At 63.8% G+C, this 24,414-nt stretch carries 24 protein-coding genes and 1 pseudogene; 15 read left to right on the forward strand and 10 right to left on the reverse strand.

Annotation, left to right across the window (positions count from 1 at the left end; all coding sequences use genetic code 11):
- Window positions 1-107 precede the first annotated feature (107 nt).
- On the forward strand, window positions 108-1,514 hold the full coding sequence (locus APH27_RS13030) for a cytosine permease (protein ID WP_060485023.1): 1,407 nt from the start codon (window positions 108-110) through the stop codon (window positions 1,512-1,514).
- Between the two features lie 137 nt (window positions 1,515-1,651).
- Here the strand turns inward: APH27_RS13030 and APH27_RS13035 are convergent, their stop codons facing one another.
- A complete protein-coding gene (locus tag APH27_RS13035) occupies window positions 1,652-3,277 on the reverse strand; it encodes a methyl-accepting chemotaxis protein (protein ID WP_060485024.1) in 1,626 nt (541 codons plus the stop codon).
- Window positions 3,278-3,511: 234 nt separating this feature from the next.
- Window positions 3,512-4,714, reverse strand: a complete 1,203-nt coding sequence (locus tag APH27_RS13040; RefSeq protein ID WP_060485025.1) for an NAD(P)/FAD-dependent oxidoreductase — start codon at window positions 4,712-4,714, stop codon at window positions 3,512-3,514.
- Window positions 4,715-4,984: 270 nt separating this feature from the next.
- On the opposite strand from APH27_RS13040, the gene APH27_RS13045 reads away from it, so the two are divergent.
- A complete protein-coding gene (locus APH27_RS13045) occupies window positions 4,985-5,524 on the forward strand; it encodes an Rrf2 family transcriptional regulator (RefSeq protein ID WP_060485026.1) in 540 nt (179 codons plus the stop codon).
- A 148-nt stretch (window positions 5,525-5,672) separates the two neighbouring features.
- Here the strand turns inward: APH27_RS13045 and APH27_RS13050 are convergent, their stop codons facing one another.
- Entirely contained in the window at window positions 5,673-6,578 is a 906-nt protein-coding gene (locus APH27_RS13050) for an AraC family transcriptional regulator (protein WP_027918593.1), read from the reverse strand.
- A gap of 103 nt (window positions 6,579-6,681) precedes the next feature.
- Here APH27_RS13050 and APH27_RS13055 point away from each other — a divergent pair, with 103 nt between their 5' ends.
- The 5 genes from APH27_RS13055 to APH27_RS13075 are packed head-to-tail and all read left to right on the forward strand — an operon-like array spanning window position 6,682 to window position 11,122.
- Complete coding sequence (locus tag APH27_RS13055) at window positions 6,682-7,242, forward strand: carboxymuconolactone decarboxylase family protein (RefSeq protein ID WP_027918594.1); 561 nt, start codon at window positions 6,682-6,684, stop codon at window positions 7,240-7,242.
- A gap of 50 nt (window positions 7,243-7,292) precedes the next feature.
- Entirely contained in the window at window positions 7,293-8,357 is a 1,065-nt protein-coding gene (locus tag APH27_RS13060) for an acyl-CoA dehydrogenase family protein (RefSeq protein WP_027918595.1), read from the forward strand.
- Window positions 8,354-9,175, forward strand: a complete 822-nt coding sequence (locus APH27_RS13065; protein WP_027918596.1) for an ABC transporter ATP-binding protein — start codon at window positions 8,354-8,356, stop codon at window positions 9,173-9,175. The genes APH27_RS13060 and APH27_RS13065 overlap by 4 nt, the downstream gene beginning before the upstream one ends.
- Complete coding sequence (locus APH27_RS13070; protein WP_027918597.1) at window positions 9,162-10,367, forward strand: ABC transporter substrate-binding protein; 1,206 nt, start codon at window positions 9,162-9,164, stop codon at window positions 10,365-10,367. Before APH27_RS13065 ends, APH27_RS13070 begins: the two co-directional genes overlap by 14 nt.
- Window positions 10,367-11,122 carry an ABC transporter permease gene (locus APH27_RS13075; protein WP_027918598.1) on the forward strand — a complete coding sequence of 252 codons (756 nt, stop codon included), beginning with the start codon at window positions 10,367-10,369 and terminating at the stop codon, window positions 11,120-11,122. The genes APH27_RS13070 and APH27_RS13075 overlap by 1 nt, the downstream gene beginning before the upstream one ends.
- Before the next feature lie 121 nt (window positions 11,123-11,243).
- Here APH27_RS13075 and APH27_RS13080 read toward each other — a convergent pair whose 3' ends face one another.
- The gene (locus tag APH27_RS13080; protein ID WP_060485027.1) at window positions 11,244-11,930 is read right to left on the reverse strand and encodes a GNAT family N-acetyltransferase; all 687 of its coding nucleotides are present in this window, start codon (window positions 11,928-11,930) and stop codon (window positions 11,244-11,246) included.
- A 73-nt stretch (window positions 11,931-12,003) separates the two neighbouring features.
- Window positions 12,004-12,939, reverse strand: a complete 936-nt coding sequence (argC, locus tag APH27_RS13085) for an N-acetyl-gamma-glutamyl-phosphate reductase (RefSeq protein ID WP_060485028.1) — start codon at window positions 12,937-12,939, stop codon at window positions 12,004-12,006.
- Between the two features lie 114 nt (window positions 12,940-13,053).
- On the opposite strand from argC, the gene APH27_RS13090 reads away from it, so the two are divergent.
- Window positions 13,054-13,935 carry a LysR family transcriptional regulator gene (locus APH27_RS13090; RefSeq protein WP_060485029.1) on the forward strand — a complete coding sequence of 294 codons (882 nt, stop codon included), beginning with the start codon at window positions 13,054-13,056 and terminating at the stop codon, window positions 13,933-13,935.
- 367 nt (window positions 13,936-14,302) lie between these two features.
- A complete protein-coding gene (locus APH27_RS13095; RefSeq protein ID WP_027918602.1) occupies window positions 14,303-14,575 on the forward strand; it encodes a hypothetical protein in 273 nt (90 codons plus the stop codon).
- A 64-nt stretch (window positions 14,576-14,639) separates the two neighbouring features.
- On the opposite strand, the gene APH27_RS13100 is transcribed toward APH27_RS13095, so the two are convergent.
- Entirely contained in the window at window positions 14,640-15,290 is a 651-nt protein-coding gene (locus APH27_RS13100; RefSeq protein WP_060485030.1) for a TIGR04211 family SH3 domain-containing protein, read from the reverse strand.
- Window positions 15,291-15,572: 282 nt separating this feature from the next.
- Between APH27_RS13100 and APH27_RS13105 the strand changes: the two genes are divergently transcribed.
- A complete protein-coding gene (locus APH27_RS13105) occupies window positions 15,573-16,916 on the forward strand; it encodes an OprD family porin (protein WP_060485031.1) in 1,344 nt (447 codons plus the stop codon).
- 146 nt (window positions 16,917-17,062) lie between these two features.
- Here APH27_RS13105 and APH27_RS13110 read toward each other — a convergent pair whose 3' ends face one another.
- Window positions 17,063-18,400, reverse strand: a complete 1,338-nt coding sequence (locus APH27_RS13110; RefSeq protein ID WP_256250584.1) for a hypothetical protein — start codon at window positions 18,398-18,400, stop codon at window positions 17,063-17,065.
- Between the two features lie 266 nt (window positions 18,401-18,666).
- Here APH27_RS13110 and APH27_RS13115 point away from each other — a divergent pair, with 266 nt between their 5' ends.
- Entirely contained in the window at window positions 18,667-18,921 is a 255-nt protein-coding gene (locus APH27_RS13115; protein WP_060485032.1) for a DUF2388 domain-containing protein, read from the forward strand.
- A gap of 43 nt (window positions 18,922-18,964) precedes the next feature.
- Window positions 18,965-19,444 (forward strand): VOC family protein, encoded by a 480-nt coding sequence (locus tag APH27_RS13120; protein ID WP_027918606.1) that lies wholly within the window; start codon window positions 18,965-18,967, stop codon window positions 19,442-19,444.
- Window positions 19,445-19,450: 6 nt separating this feature from the next.
- On the opposite strand, the gene APH27_RS13125 is transcribed toward APH27_RS13120, so the two are convergent.
- Window positions 19,451-19,702, reverse strand: a complete 252-nt coding sequence (locus APH27_RS13125) for a hypothetical protein (RefSeq protein ID WP_060485033.1) — start codon at window positions 19,700-19,702, stop codon at window positions 19,451-19,453.
- Window positions 19,703-19,806: 104 nt separating this feature from the next.
- Here APH27_RS13125 and APH27_RS13130 point away from each other — a divergent pair, with 104 nt between their 5' ends.
- Entirely contained in the window at window positions 19,807-20,271 is a 465-nt protein-coding gene (locus APH27_RS13130) for a M24 family metallopeptidase (RefSeq protein ID WP_060485034.1), read from the forward strand.
- Between the two features lie 463 nt (window positions 20,272-20,734).
- Here APH27_RS13130 and APH27_RS13135 read toward each other — a convergent pair whose 3' ends face one another.
- Window positions 20,735-21,799: an AbrB family transcriptional regulator gene (locus APH27_RS13135; RefSeq protein WP_060485035.1), complete on the reverse strand. Its 1,065-nt coding sequence runs from the start codon at window positions 21,797-21,799 to the stop codon at window positions 20,735-20,737.
- A gap of 125 nt (window positions 21,800-21,924) precedes the next feature.
- On the opposite strand from APH27_RS13135, the gene APH27_RS13140 reads away from it, so the two are divergent.
- Window positions 21,925-22,827, forward strand: a complete 903-nt coding sequence (locus tag APH27_RS13140) for a LysR family transcriptional regulator (RefSeq protein ID WP_060485036.1) — start codon at window positions 21,925-21,927, stop codon at window positions 22,825-22,827.
- On the opposite strand, the gene APH27_RS13145 is transcribed toward APH27_RS13140, so the two are convergent.
- Window positions 22,824-23,708: a LysR family transcriptional regulator gene (locus tag APH27_RS13145; protein WP_060485037.1), complete on the reverse strand. Its 885-nt coding sequence runs from the start codon at window positions 23,706-23,708 to the stop codon at window positions 22,824-22,826. The two genes, APH27_RS13140 and APH27_RS13145, sit on opposite strands and share 4 nt — an antisense overlap.
- A gap of 134 nt (window positions 23,709-23,842) precedes the next feature.
- Here APH27_RS13145 and APH27_RS13150 point away from each other — a divergent pair.
- Window positions 23,843-24,414, forward strand: a pseudogene (locus tag APH27_RS13150) (muconate cycloisomerase); the annotation flags it as partial.

Below are 24,414 nucleotides of genomic sequence, written 5' to 3' on the forward strand. Positions count from 1 at the left end.
ATCAGTGTTGTCAAAAGTTTGGAATACCATAATATGGTCCGCAGCTGAGAGGCCGCCTAGATGCGGTTTCCTTACAAAGATAAAAATGACCTTTCGAGCTGAATCCTATGTCCCAACCGTCATCGCAACACCAGTTTGTCGAGAATCACACGGTCGATTACGTTCCACCTGCCGAGCGCCACGGGAAGGCGCGCGACCTGTTCACCCTCTGGTTCAGTACCAACATCGCGCCACTGCCAATCGTCACTGGCGCCATGGTGGTCCAGGTGTTCCACCTGAACCTGCTGTGGGGGCTTGTCGCAATCGTGCTGGGTCATCTCATCGGGGGCGTGTTCATCGCCCTGGCCTCTGCGCAGGGACCGCAGCTGGGCATTCCGCAGATGGTCCAGAGCCGTGGCCAGTTCGGCCGTTACGGCGCGCTGCTGATCGTGTTCTTCACTGCGCTGATCTATGTCGGCTTTTTCATCTCCAACATTGTCCTGGCAGGCAAGACCATCCATGGCATCGCCCCGAGCGTGCCGATGCCGGGCGCGATCGTCATCGGTGCGCTGAGTGCGACGGCCATCGGCGTGATCGGCTACCGCTTCATCCATATCCTCAACCGTATCGGCACCTGGGTGATGGGTTCGGCACTGCTGGCCGGTTTCATCATGATGTTCGTCCAAGAGCTGCCGGCCGACTTCTTCAGCCGTGGCGCGTTCAACCTTTCGGGCTTCATCGCCACGGTGTCGCTGGGCATCATCTGGCAGATCAGCTTCTCGCCGTACACCTCCGACTACTCGCGCTACCTGCCGCGTGAAGTGGGCATCGCCAAGCCGTTCTGGGCGACCTACTTCGGCGCTACCCTTGGCACCATCCTGTGCTTCAGCTTCGGTACGATCGCGGTGCTGTGCGTGCCGGAAGGCACCGATGCGATGGATGCGGTCAAGCAGGCCACGGGCTGGCTGGGCCCGATCCTGATGGTGCTGTTCCTGCTCAACATCATCAGTCACAACGCCCTCAACCTGTATGGCGCGGTGCTGTCGATCGTCACCGCGATCCAGACCTTCATTGCCCAGTGGACACCGAGCATCAAGCTGCGGGTAATCCTGGCATCGGTGATTCTGGTGGGCTGCTCGATGGTGGCGTTGAACGCCTCGGCGGGCTTCATCGGCCAGTTCATCGGCCTGATCCTGGCGCTGCTGCTGGTGCTGGTGCCGTGGGCATCGATCAACCTGATCGACTTCTACCTGATCAAGAAGGGCCAGTACGACATTGCTTCGATCTTCCGAGCTGACGGCGGCATCTATGGCCGCTTCAACCACCACGCGATCATTGCCTATGCCTGCGGGATCCTGGTGCAGCTGCCGTTTGCCAACACATCGCTGTATGTGGGGCCGTATTCGAACATTGTCGAAGGGGCTGACCTTTCTTGGCTGTTCGGTCTGATTGTGACGGTGCCGCTTTACTACTGCCTGGCGACTCGCGGCAAGGCCGCCGAGAAGGCAGGGCGCGTTGTAAGTGTCAACGACTGATAGATTGGTGTTGCTATAACAGGGGCCGCTTTGCGGCCCTTTCGCGACACGAGGCCGCTCCTACAGGGAAACGCAAACACCTGTAGGAGAGGCCTCGTGTCGCGAAAGGGCTGCAAAGCAGCCCCGGCTATTTCAGATCAGACCTTGAACTGCGCAACCATGCCGTTCAAATCTACCGCCAGGCGCGAAAGGTCCTGCGCCGCCGCACTGGTCTGATTCGCCCCCGCCGATGTCTGCATCGCCAGGTCGCGAATGTTCACCAGGTTGCGATCCACTTCCCGCGCCACCTGCGCCTGTTCCTCAGAGGCGCTGGCGATCACCAGATTGCGCTGGTTGATCGAAGCGATCGCCTCGGCAATTACCTCAAGCGCCTCTCCTGCACCTTGCGCCACTTCCAGCGTGCCGTTGGCCCGGCCCCGGCTGCTGTGCATCGCCGACACTGCCCGTTCGGTGCCGTTCTGGATCCCGGCGATCATCTGCTCGATCTCTGCCGTCGACTGCTGGGTACGGTGGGCGAGGGCACGCACCTCATCGGCCACCACGGCAAAGCCGCGGCCCGCCTCACCCGCACGAGCGGCTTCGATCGCCGCGTTGAGCGCCAGCAGGTTGGTCTGCCCGGCAATCGCGCCGATCACATCCAGCACCCGGCTGATCTCGTTGGCGTTGCTGGCCAGCTGTTCGATCTCGCTGGAGGTGCCGGTCACGTCATTGACCAGATGCTGAATGGAGGCCAACGCCTGGTTGACCTGGTCACGGCCATCGCGGGTGGTCTGGTCGGCACCTTTGGAGGCGTCGGCCGTGCTCACGGCGTTGTTTGCCACTTCTTCCACGGCGGCGGTCATCTGGTTGACGGCAGTCGCAGCCTGGTCGATTTCTGCGCTCTGCTGGTGCAGGCCGCGGCTGGTGTCTTCGGTGACGGTGTGCAGCTCTTCCGAGGCCGAGGCCAGTTGGTCGGAGGAGGCGGCGATCTTGCGGATGGTGTCGCGCAGGTTGCCTTGCATGCGGCTCAGGGCGCGCAGCAGCAGGGCTGGCTCGTCATGGCCAAGTACGCGGATGTCTTGGGTCAGGTCACCGGTGGCGACGCGCTCGGCCACGGCCACGGCATCGGCCAGGGGCACCACGATGCTGCGGGTGAGCAGGGTGGCGATGGCGGCCAGGGCGAGCATGATGATCACCAGCGAAGCGATGATCGCGGTCAAGGCTTCGTCGGCCACATCGCTGCTGCGCTGCGAAGCGTCCTCGGCGCCTTTGCCGTTGTAGGCGATCAACGCGGTCATGGCTTTCATCATGGTGTCGGCGTACTGGGTGAGAGGGCCACTGATCTGTTGCTTGGCCTCATCCATGCGGCCGGCGGCGATGGCCTGCAGCACGCGGTTCTGCAGGTCGAGGTATTGCTGGTGGGCTGAATTGAAGGCGTTGAACAGGGCGCGGTCATCGGCGGCGATGATGGTGTCCTCGTAATCTTTGAGGCTACCTTTGAGCCGCTCGTTGATGCCATTGGCCAGGTCGATGTTGCGGGCGCGTTCGGCGGGGTTGTCATCTAGCGCTGCGCGCAGGGTGATGGCGCGGGCGCGGCCGAGGTCGGTGCTGATGTCGCCGAGGGCGACCACGGCGGGCATCCAGGTGACACGGATTTCGTCCGTGGCAGTGTCCATCTGCCGGGTTTCATAGAGTGTAATAAGGCCCATGGCCAGGACCAGTGCCCCCAAAAGGGCAAATACGCTGGTAGCGCGGGTGCCGATCTTCATATTCCGTAACTGCATGGAATGCTCCTTGACGTTGGCGTGCAGGCGTCAAGAGCATGGACGTGTAGCCGGGTCACCGGGGATGGCGCCAGGCTCTCGATGCGCTGCGGATTTAAGTGTGTGCCTCACCCTCTTGAATCTGTTTTTTATTTGAATGATGCCATATGGCCATCAATATTGACCAGTCATTCAATGTAACGACAAGTTCCGACAAATCCGTCAATTTCTGACGGACTTGTCAGGATTTTGCGCTTAAACGATCGCGATCATGGGGTCAGCCGCAGCCAGCGCCAGTGCCCGATCGGCGGCCGGCGGGTAGATCCACACCGAGTTGATCTGGCGCTTCAGGTTCTTGCCTTCCTGGCCCTCCAGCTTAAGTTCGCGCTCCCAGCCTTCGCTGTAAGCCGCGCCCCATTCGCCCAGATCGAGGCAGGTCACGTACTTGGGCTGGCGGTATACCACCGGCGCCACGCCGAGCAGGTCAGCCATGGCGTTGTTGCCCGCGTGGCGGCCCATGGGGATGGCGTGCTGGCAGGTCATCAGGGCGTGGTTGCCCACTTCGTCGACGGCGGCCCAAGCGGTGTCGCCACTGGCGTAGATGTGCTCCTGGCCGATGACGTTGAGGTGATCGTCGACCTTGAGGCGGCCGAAGTGGTCGCGCTCGCCTTCCACCTGCGCAGTCAGCGGGCTTGCCTTGACCCCAGCGGTCCAGATCACGGTCTTGCTGGCGATGTACTCGCCGTTGTTCAAGGTCACGCCACCGGCATCCACCGCCACAACCGAAGTGCCGGTCAGCCATTGGGCACCAGCCTGTTGACTGGCTGCGACGATCGACGGCGTGATACCTGCGCCCAGTGCCGCGCCGACGTGGGTGCCGCGATCGATCACCAGCACCCGTATCGCTGCGTCGCTGCCAAGGATGGCACGCAGCCGGACCGGGATTTCAGTGGCGGTTTCAATACCGGTGAAGCCACCCCCGCAGACCACCACGGTATTGCGTGCCGGCGAGGCGGGCCGGGTAGCCAAGGCGACCAGGTGCTGCTCGAGCTTCACGGCCGACTCCATCTGGTCGACATCGAAGGCATGTTCGGCCAGGCCCGGAATGGCAGGGCGTGCCACCTGGCTGCCGGCAGCGAGGATCAGCCGGTCGTAGCCGATCTGCCGGGCTTCGCCGTTGGCGTCGGTGTAGCGGACGCTGTGGCCCTCGGCATCGATGGCTTGGGCATTACCGGCAATGAAGCGCACGCCGACCGCATCGAACAGTTCACCTACCGGTGCCTTCAGGTTGTGCACGTCGGCTTCGTAGAACCGCGGGCGGATGCGCAGTTCCGGTTGCGGGGCGAGCACGCTGATGCTCAGGTCGTCGCGCTGGGCCTGGTCGAGCAGGCGGGCGGCACTCAGGGCGCTCCACACACCGGCAAAGCCGGCACCGATGATCAGGATGTTCGATTTCATGAAAGTGCTCCGCAAGGTTGAAGAGGGCTTCGAGAGCGTTGGCTGTGCCGCTCGAATAACTACGACTGTATTGATCGTAGTTTAAAGCGGCAAGCTTTTTTTGCGACGGGGCAGCTCGCGACGCGCGGTCGAAACCGGGCTAATGCCTGTTCTTGATGGCTTGCAGGGGTGAAGTCTGAGCGATGAATGGCGACGAAGAATGCCAACCGTCTTTGCGCAGCTTCGTCGATAGGCGTACTATTTGCGACAATGTTGGTCGGAGATCTGCGTATGTCGCTTTACAGTGCTGGCGTCGAATATGGCATCCATTGCCTGCTGTACCTCGTGGATGAGCGAGGTGATACCCGTGATTCCAGCGTGCGCGACCTGGCGGAGCTGCAGGGCGTGCCGCAGGAATACCTGGCCAAGGTTTTCACCAAGCTCGCCCGGGCCAGGCTGGTGGTGGCCACGGAAGGCGTGCGCGGCGGTTTTCGCCTGGCGCGGCCGTCGGACGAAATCACCGTGCTGGATATCGTCAACGCCATCGACGGGCCGAAGAAGATCTTCGATTGCCGCGAGATCCGCGAGCGTTGCACCTTGTTCGAAGGTTCAGCGCCAGGTTGGGCGACCGAGGGTACCTGCGCGATTCACGCGGTGATGCTGGGGGCGCAGAAGCGCATGGAGGAAGCATTGGCGCAGCAGACCATTCTCGACCTGGCGCGGCGTTTCGGGCGCAAGGCACCGGCCGAGTTCGGGCAGCAGGTCAACGACTGGATGAGCGAGCGGCGTGATGGCAAAGGGGCAGGGGACATTCCGGTCAGCCAGGTCTGAAACTATCGCCTGCAGTGGCCTCTTCGCGGGTAAATCGGATCGCCGCACCGCCGCTCCCACAGGCATTGCACAAGTATCGAAATCTGTGGCGAACCTATGGGAGCGGCGGTGCGGCGATCCAATTTGCCCGCGAAAGGGCCGCTACAGGTCAACGCCGTTCATGTTGGCGACGATAGGCCCCCGGCTGCACCCCCATGGCCTTGGCAAAGGCGCGGGTAAACGCCGCCACCGACTGATAGCCGGCCTGCGCGCCCACCTGCTCCACGGTATTGCCCGCCTGCAGCAAGCGGCAGGCATGGCGCATGCGCAGCGCCAATAGCACCTGCCCCGGCGACTGCCCGGCCAGCTCATTGAAGCGCTTGAAGAATGCCGAGCGCGACAGCCCAGTGCAGGCCGCCATGCTTTCCAGTGTCCAGGCCTGCCCTGGCTGTTCGATCAGTTGCTCCAGCAACCCGGCAAACGCCGGTTGGCGGGCGAGAGCGACCAAGCCGCCCAGCGACTGCCCGGTGTGCACCTGCTGGCGCAGCACATACAGGAACAGCAAGTGAGTCAGGCGCTCCAGCAGCGTTTGCGAGGGCGTGCGCTGGCACTCCTCAAGGATCAGCCCGAACAACGCCCGCGCCGCCTGCCCGGCCGGCTCGTCGGCGCGCATCACGATCCAGTCGGCCAGCCCCTCTACGATCAGCGCTGACAACCCCGCGCGGAAGTCGAAGAACCCGCATACCAGGCCCACACCATCGCTCGCCGTCGCATCCAGCGCCTGCATTTGCCGGCGTGGCTGGGCGCAGGCGGCAATCGGGTCCTGGTCGCTGGACAGCCGGTAGCCCTGGTCGCGCAACAGGAACACGGCATCGCCGGCCGCCAGCCGCACGGCCCCGGCCTGGCCATCGATGTGCAGCCAGCAATGCCCCTGCACAACCAGGTGAAAGCTGGCGCGGCCCATGCCCTGGGTGCTGGCATGCCAGCCGCCGCAGTAGCGGCCGACATGAAACAGGCTGGCGTCGAGTTCGACGCTCTCTAATAACCAATCGACAAGAGGGCTGGATGAAATCATCTAATGCAAAGACTCAGGAGCAAGGAAAGGCGACTGATGAATATGGAGGGTAATTCTTATAACCAACAGACTGTAGGGACACACATCAAAGGGAGACCACTCCATGACCTCGCGCATTACTCTACACACTCTGCAGAGCGCCCCGGAAGCGGCCCGTCCATTCCTCGAAAACGCCCAGAAAAATTCAGGCTTCATTCCCAACCTGCTCGGCGTGCTGGCCAATGCCCCGGCGGCACTGGAAACCTACGTCACCGTCTCGGCGCTCAATGGCAAGGCGGAGCTGACCCTGGCCGAGCGTGAAGTGGTGCAACTGATCGCCGCCACCCAACACGGTTGCGACTTCTGCGTCGCTGGCCATACCGCCGTGGCCCTGAACAAGGCCAAGCTGCCTGCCGAAGTGGTCGAAGCCCTGCGGGCCCGTGGCGAACTGCCGGATGCTCGCTACGAGACCTTGGCCGAATTCGCCCGTGAAGTCATTGCAACCCGCGGCAATGTCAGTGACACCACCTACCAGGCCTTCCGCGCAGCCGGTTTCACCGAAGGCAACGCCCTTGAAGTGATTCTTGGCGTGAGTCTCGCAACCCTGTGCAACTTTGCTAATGTGTTCGCCCAGACGCCGCTCAACGACGAGCTGAGCAAGTACCGCTGGCAGCCAACTGCGTAATTCTTGCGCCTGGCGCTGGTGGCGCCTGCGATTTCAAAAGGAGTAGGGACATGCTTGATGCTGCATTTCGTCAATGGCTGGATGCCAATGCCGAGGCAATCGACCAGGGCCAGTGCGACCCACAACTGGTGCTGGCGCACATCGCCGAATCGCAACTGCTGCGCATCGGCGTCGACCCGGCACTGGGCGGCAACGGTGGCGCGGTCACCCATGCGGTCGAAGCCATCGCCGCCATCGCCAGCCGTTCACTGGCCGCAGCCTTTGTCTGCTGGGGCCAGCGCGCGTTCATCGAATACCTGCTGCAAAGCCCCAACCAGGCCCTGCGCGAGCGCTTGCTGCCCGGCTTGCTGACTGGCGAGCTGGCCGGTGCCACCGGTTTGTCCAATGCCATGAAGTTCCTCTCCGGGATCGAGGCGTTGCAGGTGCGTGGCCGCCCAGACGCGGCGGGCTGGACGCTGGAAGGCCGCCTGCACTGGGTGACCAACCTGCGCAAGAGCGGTTTCGTGGTGGCGGCGGCCATCGAGGACGACGCCGGCGGTTCGCCCTTCGTGCTGGCCATCCCCTCCGAGAGCCAAGGGCTGGAGCGCTCCGACGACCTGCAACTGATGGGCCTGCAATCGAGCAATACTGCAGCGCTGGCGTTCCACCAGGTCGAGCTGGGCCGCGACTGGCTGCTGCACGAAAACGCCCGCGAGTTCCTGCCCAAGGTGCGCCCGGCGTTTCTCGCCTTGCAGTGCGGCATGGCCATCGGCCTGGCACGGCGTTCGCTGCACGAAGTGCATGAGCATCTGCACGGGCGCCTGTCGTTCCTCGAAGAGCACCGTCAGGTACTCAAGGAGCGCCTGGAGAACACTGTGGCCGAGCTCAAGCAGGGCCTGCTCGAAGGCCGCTTCCAGGGCCAGCCGGCGGCGCTGTTCAAGCTGCGCATCACCCTCGCCGAGTGCGCTGCCGACGCGGTGCAGCTGGAGCTGCAAGCCAGCGGCGGCAAGGCGTACCTGGATGAGTTCGGTGCCGGCTTCGCCCGCCGCTGGCGCGAGTCGGCGTTCGTGCCGATCGTTACCCCAAGCCTGGTGCAGCTGCGCGCCGAGCTGCACCGCCAGGCCGCCAGCGCATGAGCCAAGCGTTGCTCGAAGCCCGGGAAGTCAGCCTGGGCTACCCGCGCGAGGGCGGCTGGCAGGAAGTGCTGGCGCGCTTCGACCTGCAGCTGGCGCCAGGGGAGGTGGTGACCATCCTCGGCCCCAGTGGCGTAGGCAAGTCCAGCCTGCTACGGGTGCTGGCCGGTCTGCAGCAGCCACGCGGTGGCAGCGTGACCCTGCGTGGCGAGCCGCTGCAGGGGCCGCACCCGCGCCTGGCGGTGGCCTTCCAGGACCCGAGCCTGCTGCCTTGGCTGAGCCTGGAAAAGAACGTCGCCTTCGGGCTGGATTTCGCCCGCCAGCCCAAGCTGGCTGCGGCCGAACGGCGTGCGCGCATCGACCATGCAATCAGCGCGGTAGGCCTGGCCCATGCGCGCACCCAGTATCCGGCGCAGTTGTCCGGCGGCATGGCCCAGCGCACTGCACTGGCCCGCTGCCTGGCACGCCAACCTGAAGTGCTGCTGCTCGACGAGCCGTTCGGGGCGCTTGACGAGGTAACCCGTGCCGACATGCAGCAACTGCTGCTGCAACTGATCGCCACCCATAACACGGCCGCCGTGCTGATTACCCACGATATCGACGAGGCCTTGTTGTTGTCCGACCGGGTGCTGCTACTGGGTAACCACCCGGCGCACATCCTCGGCCAATGGCACATCGACCTGCCGCAACCGCGTACGCAGCGGGTCGAGGAGCTGGGCGCGCTGCGAATCGACATCCTCAAAACCCTTCGGCGGGCCAGCCGCACCGCTGCACCTTCCCCTACCTCGTTGCCTTCGGAGCCTGCACATGTGCATGGATGACTGCTGTTCCTCCACTTCGCGTCGTGATTTCCTCAAGCTCAGCGCCATGCTGACTGCCGCCGGGGCCGTGCCGCTGCTGTCCAGCCTGCAGGCTCGCGCCGCCGCCGAACCCGACGCGCCGGTGCGCATCGGCTACCTGCCGATCACCGACGCCACGCCGCTGCTGGTGGCGCACAACAATGGCCTGTTCGAGGCCGAGGGCATCAAAGCCGAACGGCCGGTGTTGCTGCGCAGCTGGGCGCAGGTGATCGAGGCGTTCATCTCTGGCCAGGTCAACGTCATTCACCTGTTGTCGCCGATGACCGTGTGGGCACGGTATGGCAGCAAGGTGCCGGCCAAGGTCGTGGCCTGGAACCATGTGGGTGGCTCGGGCCTGACCGTTGCGCCAGACATCACCGACATGAAGCAGCTGGGCGGCAAGACCGTGGCCATCCCGTTCTGGTACTCGATCCACAACGTGGTGCTGCAGCAGATGCTCAACGACAACGGCCTGACCCCGGTGTCGAAGCCCGCCAATGCCCAATTGGCGGCCAACGAGGTCAACCTGCTGGTGCTGCCGCCGTCGGACATGCCACCGGCACTGGCCAGCAAGCGCATCGCCGGCTACATCGTCGCCGAACCGTTCAACGCCCTGGCCGAGAACCTCAAGGTCGGCCGCGTGCAGCGCTTTACTGGCGATGTCTGGCGCAATCACGCTTGCTGCGTGGTGTTCATGCACGAACACGACCTGAACAACCGCCCCGAGTGGTCGCAGAAGGTGGTCAACGCCATCGTCAAGGCCCAGCAATGGACCCGCGACCACCGCGCCGAAGCGGCGGCGCTGCTGTCCAAGGCGGGCCCCAACAAGTACACCCCCCATGAACCCGCGGTGCTGACCAAGGTGCTGGCGCCGGCTGCCGAAGACCGTGCCGGCTACATTGCCAGTGGTGCCATTCAGCACCAGCAGTGGGACGAAAAGCGCATCGACTTCCAGCCATACCCGTACCCCAGCTACACCGAGGAGCTGGTCAAGCGCCTGAAAAACACCCTGATCGAGGGCGAGAGCAACTTCCTTGCAGGCCTGGACCCGGCGCAGACCGCGCGCGACCTGGTCGACGACCGCTTCGTGCGCAACGCGATCGCTGCCGTCGGCGGCCCTTCGGTGTTCGGCATTGCCGAGAACTTCCAGCGTAGCGAGGAGTTCGCGGTCTGATGCGCAAGCATGTCGTACATGCCGGCCTGGGTCTGGCCGGCCTGCTGGGGTTGCTGTTCCTGTGGTGGGCGGGTGTGCAGCTGTTCGGCGAAGCCGATGGCCTGTCGGCGCGCTTCTCGCCACAGGCGACCCTGGCCAGCCTGGTCGAGTTGCTCGGCCAGGGCGAGGTCTACGGGCATGTCTGGGTGAGCCTCAAGCGCATTCTGGTCGGCTTGTTGCTGGCGTTGCTGATCGGCGTGCCGTTGGGGCTGCTGGTCGGTAGCTACCGTCATCTGGAGGCAGCGACTACGCCGGCGTTCCAGTTTTTGCGGATGATCTCGCCGCTGTCGTGGATGCCCGTGGTGGTGATGCTGATGGGGGTGGGCGACCAACCGATCTACTTCCTGCTGGCCTTCGCCGCCTTGTGGCCGATCCTGCTCAACACCGCTGCCGGCGTGCGCCAGCTCGACCCGCGCTGGCTGCAGCTTAGCCGCAGCCTGAGTGCCACGCGCTGGGAAACCCTGTGCAAGGTGATCATTCCCGGGGTGATCGGCCATGTGCTGACCGGGGTGCGCCTGGCCATCGGCATCCTGTGGATCGTGTTGGTACCGTGCGAAATGCTTGGAGTCAGTGCGGGGCTGGGCTATTTCATTCTCGATACCCGCGACCGCCTCGCCTATTCGGAGTTGATGGCGATGGTGCTGCTGATTGGCGTGCTGGGGTTCATGCTCGATGCCCTGGCCCGTGGGCTGCATCGGCGCTGGGTGCATGCCTGAAAGAATGCCGGGGCCGCTTTGCGGCCCTTTTCGCGACACAAGGCCGCTCCTACAGGTGGTTGCATTCCCCTGTAGGAGCGGCCTTGTGTCGCGAAAAGGGCTGCAAAGCAGCCCCAGAACGTCAATGCACTGACTTGCGCTCCCGCACACAGGCGTTCGCCTGGGCGGTCAATTCATCCAGCCATTCATCACGCTGCTGCTCGGCATCGAGCATGGCATCCTCACCCTGCTGATTGAGCAGGTAGGTGTGAATCTGCAGCACTTCGGCAGTCTGGTAGATCGGCGCAATGTCCAGCCGACCGATCAGCGCACCACTGGCCAGGCCGGTGCTGCTCATCAACACTTGCGGCCCGCTGGCGGCTACCACCTGCATGCCCATGCTTTCGAACCATGGCACTTGGTCGGCAAAGGCATTCAGCTCGACGCTGGCATAGCGCGCCTGCGCGTCACCCAGCAGGGCGCGGGCAATGCCTTGGCGGCGGTGGCTGTGCACTACGGCAAGAAACGCCAGGGCACAGGCCTGGGGGTTGTCCTGGGCCGGCAAGCTCAGGGCGAATCCGAGCAACTGGTCGGGTGCATCGGCATCCAGGGCCAGGGTTAGCTGCACGGCCAGGCCGCGGGTGCCGTCCATGGCTTGCAGGTACTGGTGCACCTCCATGCCGACGCCGTACTGATACAGCGGATAAAGCGGGTTTTCGGCACGGATGGCGACGCTGCTCAGTGCGCCGACGTTGTGGATCACCAGCTCGCGGATCTGGTTCTGGAAGGATTCGGGCGGCACGCTGTCGAGGCGGCTCAGGATGAACATCGGTGGACGGGCTCCGGCTGCGGTTGGCTCACCCCGCGCCGGGTTGGCGCGGGGTGCACAGTCTAAACCCTTTTTAGCCGCGCATCGCGGCAAGCATCAGGTCGAGGTTCTGCACCGCTGCGCCCGAGGCACCCTTGCCGAGGTTGTCAAACACCGCAGTCAGCACCACCTGGCCATGTTCGGGGTTGGCGTACAGTGCCAGGCGCAGGTCGTTGCTGTCATTCAGCACCTCAGGGTCGAGCGGGGTGGCCGGCCCCTGCTGGTGCAGGGGCATCACCTGTACATGGCGGGCGCCTTGGTAATGCTGTTCCAGGCAAGCCTGCAACTGTTCGGCGTCGGGCTGGCCGGGCAGCAGGCGCAGTTGCAGCGGGATGCTCAGGACGATGCCCTGGCGATAGGCCGCGTAACCCGGCAGGAAGATCGGCCGTGCCGACAGGCCGGCATGCAGCTGGATTTCCGGCACGTGCTTGTGCGCCAGCTCCAGGCCATACATTTGCAAGGTCGGTGCCTGTTCGGCGCCCGGCATCTCGTGCCGCTCGACGGCGGCACGGCCGCCACCGGAATAGCCGGAGATGGCGTGGATGGTCAGCGGGTAGTCGGCCGGCAGCAGGCCGGCCTTGACCAGCGGGCGCAGCAGGGCGATGGCCCCGGTGGGGTAGCAGCCGGGGTTGCTGACCCGCTTGGCCTGGGCGATGCGTTCGGCCTGTTGCCCGTCCAGTTCCGGCAGGCCGTAGACCCAGCCTGGCGAGGTGCGGTGTGCAGAGCTGGCGTCGATCACCCGTACGGCGGGGTTCTCGATGGCGGCCACGGCTTCGCGGGCGGCGTCGTCGGGCAGGCACAGCAAGGCGATGTCGGCGCTGTTGATGGCGTTGGCGCGGCGCTGTGGGTCCTTGCGCTCAGCCTCCGGCAAAGTCAGCAGGCGCAGGTCGCTGCGGCCTTGCAGGCGGGCGTGGATCTGCAGGCCGGTGGTGCCTTGGTCGCCGTCGATGAAGACAACTGGGGTGTGCATGGTCGGGGTCCGGTCAGGGGAGGGGATGGCCTATGCTCGCTTGTGGCCTTGAGAAAGAAAATTTGAATATCATGACGCTGACATTCAGTTTTGATGAATCAAGGATCGCCACCCATGCGCGAAATCAGCCTCGACCGCCTCCGCACCTTGGTAGTGATCGCCGACCTGGGCTCCTTCGCCGAGGCCGCCCGCCAGCTCAACCTCGCGCCGCCCACCATCAGCCTGCACGTGGCCGAGCTGGAGGCGCGGGTTGGTGCGCCGCTGCTGACCCGCAACCGCAACCAGGTGCGCCCCACGGCCATCGGCGAGACCTTGCTCACCCGCGCTCGCCGCCTGCTGGTGGATGCCGACCTGGCCCTGGACGAAGTGCGCCGTCAGGTCGAAGGCCTGACCGGGCGGGTGCGCCTGGGCGCTTCCACCGGCGCCATTGCCCATCTGCTGCCCAACGCCCTTGAGCACTTGCGGGTGGCGCACCCGGGCATCGACGTGCAGGTTCAGGTGCTGACCTCCCAGGCTTCCTTGGCGCGTTTGCGCGAAGGCACCCTGGATATCGGCCTGGTGGCGCTGCCGCAGGTGGCAGGCAAGGGCGTCAGGCTCACGCCCTGGCGGCGTGACCCGATCCTGGCGTATGTACCGGCCGAGTGGCAGCCGCCTGCCAAAGTCACCCCGGCCTGGCTGGGGCAGCGTGCGTTGATCCTCAATGACAGCAGTACCCAGTTGTCGCGGGTGACGGGTGAGTGGTTCGCGGCGGCGGGGTTGTATCCCGAGCCGCGGATCGAGCTGAACTACAACGATGCGATCAAGAGCCTGGTAGGGGCTGGCTACGGCGCGACCTTGCTGCCCCAGGAGGGCGAGGCCGCCGAACTGGACCGGCGAATTGCGCGCCGGCCGCTACGGCCGGGGTTATGGCGGCAGCTGGGGATTGCCTGCCGCGAGGGGGAGGTGGAGCGGGCTACGGGGTTTGTGCTGGAGGCGCTGGAGCGGTTGCGCCAGTAGGGTTGGAAGGGTTCGGCACGGCATTTTAGGTGTGTTTGAGATCGAGCGCCGCCCGCGCGGCGCATCGCGGATAAATCCGCTCCTACACCTGTTGCAACGTGCCGAACCTGTTACGCCATGGTTGTCCGCCTTGGCGTATGACTTGAGCCGTACAAACCGGCTGATAACCATGGCCTCACAGGCATGGTTACGTTGCTACAGGTGTAGGAGCGGATTTATCCGCGATGCGCCGCGCGGGCGGCGCTCGATCAGATAAGTGCTAAAAATTCTGTGGCAAACACAACCGTTCCCCATCGAGGACTATGCTTTTCCCTGCGTCGAGCCAACGTCTCTCGATGACCATTCCGATTTCCCAGGAGAACGCTCCATGAAATCCATGAAATTCGTGCCTCTGTTAGTAATGGCTTCTGTATTGAGTTTTGCCGCCCACGCTGACCCGGCAAGCAACTGTGCAGCCAAGATCAAGGAACTGGAGGATTTCCACAAGGCCAGTGGCCAAGCCATGCATGGCGGCATGGCCCATGATTTCAAGATGCATCTGCAAAACGCCAAGGATGCCCAGAAGGCAGGCGACATGGCCCAATGCCAGTCTTCGGCTGACCAAGCCAAGACCATCTATAACAAGGCACGCAGCAAGTAACCATCCGCTGTGCCGGCCTCTTCAAGCTTACGGTTGCAAGAGGCCGGTACAGGCGCTGGAATCCTCAGAACCAGCGGTCGTTCTTCTTCCGTCCACGGGTCAGCGCCGGCAGGATCAGCCCCATCAGCAGCCCCGCACCGGCGATGCTGCCGCCGTACACCATGTAACGCATCATCACCTGCTTGTTCTCGTCGCCCAGGCGTGCCTGTGTGTCGCGCAGGCTCGACTGGCTCTGGTCGAGTTGTTCGTTGAGGGCCTGGTTGCGCGCTTCCAGTTCATCGATGAGCTTCTTGCGCGAGTCGAGGGTTTCCTGCATGCCCTGCACGCGGTTTTTCCAGCTGTCATCGATGGTCTTGAGCTGCCCCGACAGGTCCGCCACCTGTGCATCGAGTTGCGGCAGGCGCTCGTTCTGGCCCGGCACAGATTGCAGGTCGCTGGTGAGGATCCACACCAGGTCGCCATTCTGGCCACGCACCTGGCTGTAGTTGCCCTGGCTGCCGATCAAGGTGAGTTTCTGCCCCGACTTGAGCGTGCCGACAATGCGGTGGCCATCGGTCGGGCCACTGCGCACGTAGGTACTCAGGCTGTCGCTGACCCAGCGCGCATCGCTGGCCGGCTCTTCGGCATGCGCGGGGACGGCAAGAGCCACCAGGGCGGCGAGCAGGCTGCCGCGCAGGGCAGTGAGGGCAAGAGAGGCTTGGCGGGATTCAGGCATGTTGGGTCTTCGCTGCAACAGGGAAAATAGGCCCGGTAACTGTAGATCAGCAACGGGGCCGGCGAACCGGTCGGTGAGTTGACCGTCAGGGACAGACCGCAATTTTGTAGGCAGGTTCACTGCTGCACGTAGGAATTACCTACAGAATGTTGCAAAAGCCGGGCTAGAGCCGCTGCGCCCGCATGACGCGATTGTAATGCGCCAATCACCTTGGCGTTATCTGCCAGGCCCCACTCTCCGACTCCGCCGACACAACAATAATCGTCACTCAAGGAGCCTCGGATGACCCGAACCGCCCCCCTGTCCCTGGCGGCATGCCTGACGCTGTCTGGCGTCAGTGCACTGGCCAGCGCCGCCGAAGCAACACCCGAAGGTTTCATCGAAGGCAGCACGCTCAACGTGCTCAACCGCAACTTCTACTTCAACCGTGACAACCGCGACGGGCCAGCCCCGGTGCAGAGCACTACCAAGCCAGCGAGCAATGGATATTCCGAAGCGTGGGCGCACGCCATCATCAGCCGCTTCGAGTCCGGCTTCACCCAAGGCACGGTGGGTTTCGGCCTGGACGCGTTCGCCATGCTCGGTCTCAAGCTGGACACCGGCGGTGGGCGCAACGGCGGGCGCAGTTCGTTCGATGTGCTGCCGGTGGAGCACGACGGCCAGGCGCGGGACGAATACACCAAGCTGGGCGGTGCGGCCAAGCTGCGCCTGTTCGATACCGTGCTCAAGGTGGGTGATGTATTCCCGGCCAACCCGGTCGTGGCTGCTGGTGATTCGCGTCTGTTGCCGGAAAGCTTTCGCGGCGTGACCTTGGAAAACACCAGTCTCAAGGACCTGACCCTGCAGGCCGGCCGCCTGCATGCCATGAGCCAGCCGGTCTCCAGCGACATGCGCGAGAACTTCGTGACCTTCTACGGCGGCCCGGTGGATTCACCCTGGATTGCCTACGGCGGCGGTGACTACGACCTCAACGAGCATGTGAGTGTCAGCCTGTTCAGCAGCCGGCTCAAGGATGTATGGAACCAGTACTACGCCGGTACCAGTGCCAGCTGGCCGCTGAGCGACGACCTTGCCCTGATCGGCGGCATCAACTACTACAAGGCCGTCGATGAAGGCCAGCAGCGCCTGGGCGCGTTCGACAACGACATCTGGAGCGTGAAAGCCGGGGTGCGCTTTGGTGCTCACACGCTAGGGCTGAGCCACCAGCGCAACAATGGCGATGATGATTTCGACTACCTGCGCCAGTCCGACTCGATCTTCCTCGACAACTCCATCCAGTACAGCGACTTCAACTCGCCCAAGGAGCGCTCGTGGATGCTGCGCTATGACCTGGACATGGCAGCCTACGGGGTACCGGGGCTGTCGTTCATGAGCCGTTACGCAAAAGGTACCGACGCCGACTATTCCAACGCCAACGCCTTCTACATGCGCCGCGACGCGGACGGCACCCCGTTGACCGACCAGAAGCGCTGGGAGCGGGACATCGAGGTCAAGTATGTGGTGCAGAGCGGCGCAGCCAAGGACCTGTCATTGCGCGTGCGCCAGGCGACCACCCGGGCCACCGCGTTCGAGGCGGACCTGGACGAAGTGCGGCTGATTGTCGAGTACCCGCTGTCGGTGCTGTGAGTTCACCTGTGGAAGCGCGTCAGCGCCTTTGGTAAGAGGTGGAATGGTTTGGCGCCCCGGTCGGGTCGCCCTTTTTCAGGTTTTTGCCCCCAACCTTACTGTCCTCGCCAGCACTGACCTGAGCGAACCGGGCATGCAGATGCTGGCTAGGTAGACACCAAGGTCTTGGCCAGGCAGTCCTTGCAGTTGACGATGGTTTCCCGGAGCCCTGCCTGCACGTGCACCAGGTTCGACCCGCACATGGCGCAGAACAGCCCACAGCCGCTGGCATCAGCCTGCCCCGGCAGAGCTGCGATGTAGTCACAGACCCTGCGGCACAGGCCATGATCATCCTGCTGCAGCAGCACGTCGAACAGCGCCCGGCTGAAGCCCGAGCGTGGGGCATGGGTGTCGTAGCTCGATACCGTGAACTGCCATTGCTCGCGAATGGCACGTTCGCTCAGCGACAGCATGCTCCCGGGAATGGTGTTGGCAGCGTGACGCTTGCTGACCTGGGCGCGTGCAACGAATGACAACGCCCCGCGCACGGCGGTGTTGGCCAGCGACCAGATGTGCCGTACGGGGTGCACCTCGAGCAACTGAGTTGCGACTTCCGCGGTTTTTTTCCTGGCCTCGAAGGGCAGGCCGTGTTCCGCACTGCGGCTGGCTATGTAGGCACAAACCTCTTCATTGCAAAGCCGCTCGATGGCTTCGGCGATCTCATCACGCCATTGCGCCTGCGGGCCATTGGACAGGGCCTTGTGCAGGGCACGATACAGGGGGCCGACGCCAGCCCGCTGGTGGCCGTCCAGGCTGACATTGGCGATCCAGCGTACCTTGTTCTGCCAGGCCTTCGGGGTGGGGTCTTCGCTGAAGGCATCCAGTGGCGAATCGGGGTCGACCAGCAGGATCTGATCCTCGTGCAGCGCCAGCAGTATGCTCGCATCCATGCTTGGGGATGGGCTGACTAGCGCATCCCCGGTGGATTTTTCCGCAGCGTGGATGCAATCGCTCTGCGCATCCATGCGTATCGCCAGCATGGCCAGCAACTGCAACTGCCGGGTAATCGACAACGTGTGCAACGGCACGGGCTGGTGCTTTGCCAATGACCAGAGCTCCTTGATGCGTTTGCGCTGTTCGATGGCCTGTGCCTGCCGGGTGCGTTCACGCGCCGCCAGGCAAGGCTGGCAGGCGCAATCTCGCTGCCATTGGTTGCGCCCGGGGAAGTAATGGCGATGCGCGCAGTTCGGGCAGTAGGCCAGGTTGTCGTTCCAGCTGTAGGCCGAACGGCTTTTGCGTCGCTCGTACAGGCTGACTTCGCAGTAAGGGCACTTGAGTTCGGCGCAAGGCACCGGAGGGAAGGCCTTGATCAGGCTGCTTGGGGCGATGTCGATGGCATAGCGTTCGAGCAGCAGTGCAATTTTCTCACCGCCGATGTATTCGTTGTACAGCGCCTCGATCTGCTCGGCACTGAGGTGCTGCAACTTTGATTTGAAATCCGACAAACCTGTATCTCCTTGCGAAAAGTCGCTTATGAGGCTTGCCGACAATGATGCAGTGCCGGGAATTAGCTGAGTTGTGGGAGACTTCTCCGGTATCGGTAGGATTTTTCTGAGTCTTTATCGATTTTGCAGGCCATTGCTCGCCATGCCTGTGGTTGCTGTTCTGGCCTCTGTGCACAACTGGCATTTTTATCAGGTGGGCTTGCCACGTGAAGCGAACCGGTTTATCGAGCACCCCGATCCTGCGGTGTTGCAGTCAGGCTTGGGCCATGGATGGCAAGGGCAGTGTGGCTGACCATTTCACCATTGGCAGCAGCGTGGGTACGGCGGCGCTCAGCGAGTCCACCCGCCATCCGTTGAGCCGCACCGCAGCGGCGCGCGACGATGCCCTGACGTACGTCGCGACCAACGGTCGCCTGTGCGGGCCGCGCCTGCAGCAGGCGCTGCGCGACTACCGCCAGGCCCATCCGCAATCGGCGTTGAGCGACGCTGCGCTGGCTGCGGCCATCGCCAGCCAAGCCTGACGGGCTAGACTCAAGGCTTTCTGCTCTCCCATGGAGCCTTGCCATGACTGCCAAAAACACGATCTGCCTGTGGTTCGACAAGGATGCCGAAGAAGCGGCGAATTTCTATGCCAGGACCTTCCCCGACAGCAAGGTGGTGGCGGTGCACCCCGCACCCGGCGACTACCCTTCAGGCAAGGCCGGCGAAGTGATTACCGTCGAATTTACCGTGATGGGCATTCCCTGCGTGGGCCTCAATGGCGGCACCACGTTCAAGCATAGCGAGGCGTTTTCGTTCCAGGTCAGCACCGAGGACCAGGCCGAGACCGACCGGCTATGGGATGCCATCGTCAACAACGGTGGCAGCGAGAGCGTCTGCGGCTGGTGCAAGGACAAATGGGGCATCTCCTGGCAGATCACCCCGCGCATCCTCATCGAAGCCATTGCCAACCCCGACAAGGCCGCAGCCAAGCGCGCGTTCGACGCCATGATGACCATGGGCAAGATCGACGTGGCCAGGATCGAGGCTGCGCTGAAGGGGTAGGGTCGATTACGCCTGGGCCCAAGGCAGGCTGCCGGCCTCTTCGTGCAGTGACCAGTCGAACTGCTCGACCAGCCAGTCACGCAACTTGCAGCAACTGGCATCACGGCGCTTGGCCTCGCTGAGGCTGAGGTAGTGGCGAGTGTCGCGGTGCACCAGGGTGTCACTTTCCGGCCGCACCAGCAGGCCCTGTTGCACCAGCGGCGCGACCAGGTAATACCAGCCCAGTGCCACGCCCTGATGGTTCTGCGCCAGTTGCATCAGCAGGCTGTAGTCGTTGGCGTTGAACAGTTGCGGTGCATCCGCGTCACGCTGGTCAAGGTCGATGTCCTGGTAGGCGAGCCAGACCCAACCGCCGCCTGGCCGTGGACCGAATCGAAGTGGCCGGCCTGCGCGCCCTCGGTGCGCTGGGCGTGCAGATGCACAATGGGCAGGAAGTCACCGAATTCGCCCGCATGATCAAAGGGCCGGACGAGATCCTCGCCATGCACGTCAACGCCGACATGGTCAGGCCCGGTGTGCGCTTCACCGAGCTCTCCCGCAACGGCCATTGCCTGCCGCAGAGCTGCCGGGCGCAGCGTTATGGCGTGATGTTCCATGGGGTGGAGCTGTGTGATGAGTACCCGTGCATTCGCTACCCGGAGGACCTTGAATCCTATGGCTATGAAGGGGCACTGCAGGCGGGTATGGCGCTGTGTGTCGAGGCTTATGTCGGCGTGGTGGGTGGGCGTGACGGGATCAAGCTGGAGAACCCGTTGCTGGTGACCGAGACCGGGTTCGAGCTGTTGACCCATTATCCGTTCGAAGACTTCTGCGTGATTAGTGGGTAGGTGCCTGCCTCGAGGTTTGTGGTGCCTGGGAGATCGAGCGCCGCCCGCGCGGCGCATCGCGGATGAATCCGCTCCTACATTTGTTGCAACGTGCCGAACCTGTTACGCCAAGGTTGCCAGCCCTGGCGCATGCCTTGAGCCTTGCAGACAGGGCTGACAATCATTGCCTGTCAGGCATGGCCACGTTGCCTGTTACGCCATGGTCGCCAGCCCTGGCGCATGCCTTGAGCCTTGCAGACAAGGCTGACAATCATTGCCTGTCAGGCATGGCCACGTTGCCTGTTACGCCATGGTTGCCAGCTCTGGCGCATGCCTTGAGCCTTGCAGACAAGGCTGACAACCATTGCCTGTCAGGCATGGCCACGTTGCAACAAATGTAGGAGCGGATTCATCCGCGATGCGCCGCGCGGGCGGCGCTCGGTCTCCCAGGCGCTACAACCCTCCAGACATGCACGCCAGCCCTCTACACCCGGGTCAAGCGTATGATCTGCCGCGCACAAAAGGCCCCGGTCAGAATCACCCCGAACAACCGCAACGTCTGCATCGCCAGCACCAGCCCGACATCCGCATGGGTTTCCACCGCGATGATCGCCATGGCATCCAGCCCGCCTGGGCTGGTGGCCAGGTACATCGACAGGAAGTCCGTGCCCATCGCCAGGGCCAGCACATAGGCGCAAGCGGCGCACAGCACGATCAACGCCACCGCCCCGGCAATCATGGTCGGCAGGCGCTTCCACACATAGCGCACGGTCTGCCGGTCGAAGCGCAGGCCGATGTAGCAGCCGATGGCGCCGTAGGCAGCGGCCAGCAAGGATTCGGGCAAGCGGATGGTCAGCAGCCCGCTCAGTTGCAGGGCGCCGCCAAGCAGCAGTGGCGTCAGCAAGGCACCGGCAGGCAGGCGGCTACCAAGGGTGATACCCACCAGCACCACGGCAAGGCTGAGCAGGCTGTCAAGCAGGTGCGGGCCTTCCAGTACCGCTGGCGCATTGGCCACCGCGCCCGCGCCAGGCGCGGCGCCGAGCAGGTGGCTGACCAGCGAGCCGATCATCACCACGCACACCACCCGCACATATTGCATGGTCGCTACCACGCGGCCATCGGCGCCGTTTTCCTCGGCCATCGACACCATTGCCGAAGCCGCCCCCGGCGCGGTTCCCCAGGCGGCGGTGCTGCCAGGGATGCCACCGAAGCGTACGGTGCCGAGGCCGACCAAGGCACTGAGCACTACCGTGATGAAGGTCGCGACCAGCATCAGGTGCCAGGACTGGGCCATCGATACCAGCACGGCCCAGGTCACCGAGTGGGCGACCAGCAGGCCGACGCAGCCTTGACCGAAGCGAAACACTTGGCGATGCAGGTGCAGTTGCGCGCCCGAGACGCCGAACACGATGGCCACCAGCATGGGGCCGAGGAACAACCCGGCCGGTACGGCCAGGGCATGCAGCAACTGGCCGATGGCACCGGCGCAAATCAGCAGGGCGAGCCATAGGAAGATATTTCTGGAAGAGCCGGGTAGGGCGGTCTGCAACGTGGATACTCCTTGCGCAGCGGTATCGCGGGGGCTGGCAGCGCCAGCGGAGAAAATTATCGACGGCGCAATCGATCAAGTCTATTTTCTACTTTTGATGAATCCATAACTGAAATTCATGAATCATGGACCTGCGTGACCTTACCTACTTCGAAACCATCGCCGAACTGGGCCACTTGGGCCGGGCGGCGGAAAAGCTCAACCGCAGCCAACCGGCGCTGAGCAAGAGCATCCAGCGCCTGGAGGAATCACTGGGTACCCGGTTGTTCCAGCGCGATGGCCGGCGAATCAAGCTCACCGATGTCGGCAAACTGCTGCTGGCGCGCGGCAAGCAACTGCAATTGAACATCGCCGAGACCGAACGCGAAGTGCGTGACTTTGCCAGCGGGCTGGTCGGCAACATCCGCCTGGGCTGCGCGGCGAGCATGGCCGATCACCTGCTGCCGCACCTGACCGCGGCGCTGCTGGAGCGGGCGCCGGACGTGACCCTGAAACTGTCGATCGCCCAGGACGATGTGCTCAAGGAATCCCTGCGCGGCGGGCGGCTGGATGTGATCATCTCACCGCAGATCAGCATGGACCCTGAGTTCACCACATACCCCATCCTTGAAGATGAAGCGATCGTGGTTGCCAGTGCCGAGCACCCGATTTTCGCCGGCCCCATCACCCTGCACAGCCTCTGCCAATACCGCTGGGTGCTGGCGGGGCCGACGGTGACCGCCCGGCGCTGGATCGACAATGTGTTCATCGCCCATCAGTTGCCGGCGCCGCAGGTGCAGATCGAGACCAATGCCATCTCACTGCTGCCACGCCTGATCGCCCGTACCCAGTTGCTCAGCTTCGCCGCGCGGGAAACTCTGGAACATGGGCTCGGCATGTCGTGGCTGCGCGAAGTGCCGCTGAAGCAGACCACCATGCGCCGTACCGTCGCCGTGTCGGTGCGCACGGAGGGCTACCTGTCACCGGCGGCAGGGGCGCTGGTGGCGCTGCTCAAGGAAAAGGGCAGCAGTTTTTTCGAACGTGACTAAACCGCTGCCGCCACTGCCTGCTGGGCAATCAGCGCCAGGCAACGCTGCACGATCGGGCTGCTGTCGCCCTTGCGCCGGCTGAGAATGATCGGGCTGACCGCGCTGCGGTCGAGCAGGCTGGCGTACTCGATGTCGGTGCGGTGCTGCTGTTGCACCGACTCCGGCACCAGGGTTACGCCCAGACCGACGGCGACCAGGCCGATGGCGGTCTGCAGTTCGTTGGCCCACTGGCTGACCTTGAGGCTCATGCCGTGGTGGGCGAACAGCGCGAGGATGTGGTCGGCGTAGCTCGGCCTGGGGTTGGCGGGGTAGAGGATGAACGCTTCCCTGGCCAGTTGTTCGAGGGTCAGCGGGGCACCGGCCAGGGCATGGCCCTTGGGCAGCACGGCCACCAGCGGGTCTTCGCGCAGCACTTGCTGCTGGATTGCCGGGTCGTCGATGCGGATGCGGCCGAAGGCGATGTCGATGCGCCCGCTTTTCAGCGCCTCCACCTGTTGCAGGGTGGTCATTTCGCTCAGGCCCAGTTCCAGCTCGCTGTCCTTGCGCAGTTCGCGGATCAACTCTGGCAGTACCGTGTACAGGGTCGACGGGGCGAAGCCGATGCCCAGCCACTGGCGCTGGCCCTGGCCGATGCGCCGGGTGTTGTCGCTGATGTTATCCAGTTGCTGCAGCAGCGTGCAGGTCTGTTCATAGAAGAAGCGCCCGGCCTCGGTCAGTCTTAGTGGGCGCTCGCGCAGCACCAGCATGGTCCCGAGCTGCTCCTCCAGCTGGCTGATTTGCCGGCTCAGCGGCGGCTGGGCGATGTGCAGCAACTCGGCGGCGCGGGTGAAGTTCAGGGTTTCGGCCAGGACCTTGAAGTAGCGAAGGTGGCGCAGCTCCATCAGACCTCCTGGGTATGGTGGGAGATTCATTTGATATTGGACGGCACTCAGGGTCTCGCGCAATGCTTGAATAATCAAGTAAATGTAGTATCGGGTTTGCAGACTGCGGCCTGATTTGACGGGACCTTCGCACCATGACAAACGCCCTGATCGAGCGCATCGACGCAATTATTGTCGACCTGCCAACCATCCGCCCGCACAAGCTGGCCATGCACACCATGCAGCAGCAGACCCTGGTGGTGCTGCGCCTGCGCTGCAGCGACGGCGTGGAAGGCATCGGCGAGGCCACCACCATCGGCGGCCTGGCCTACGGCTACGAAAGCCCCGAGGGCATCAAGGCCAACATCGACGCGCACCTGGCGCCGGCGCTGATCGGCCTGCCAGCGGACAACATCAATGCCGCCATGCTCAAGCTCGACAAGCTGGCCAAGGGCAATACCTTCGCCAAGTCCGGCATCGAAAGCGCCTTGCTCGACGCCCAGGGCAAGCGCCTCGGCCTGCCGGTCAGCGAGCTGCTCGGCGGGCGGGTGCGTGACAGCCTGGAAGTGGCCTGGACCCTGGCCAGCGGCGACACCGCCCGCGACATCGCCGAGGCCGAGCACATGCTGGAGGTGCGCCGCCACCGGGTGTTCAAGCTGAAGATCGGCGCCAACCCGCTGGAGCAGGACTTGAAGCACGTGGTGGCGATCAAGCGCGAGCTGGGCAA

The sequence above is a fragment of the Pseudomonas sp. NBRC 111123 genome (genome assembly GCF_001320205.1).
Classification (GTDB): Bacteria; Pseudomonadota; Gammaproteobacteria; order Pseudomonadales; family Pseudomonadaceae; genus Aquipseudomonas; species Aquipseudomonas putida_J.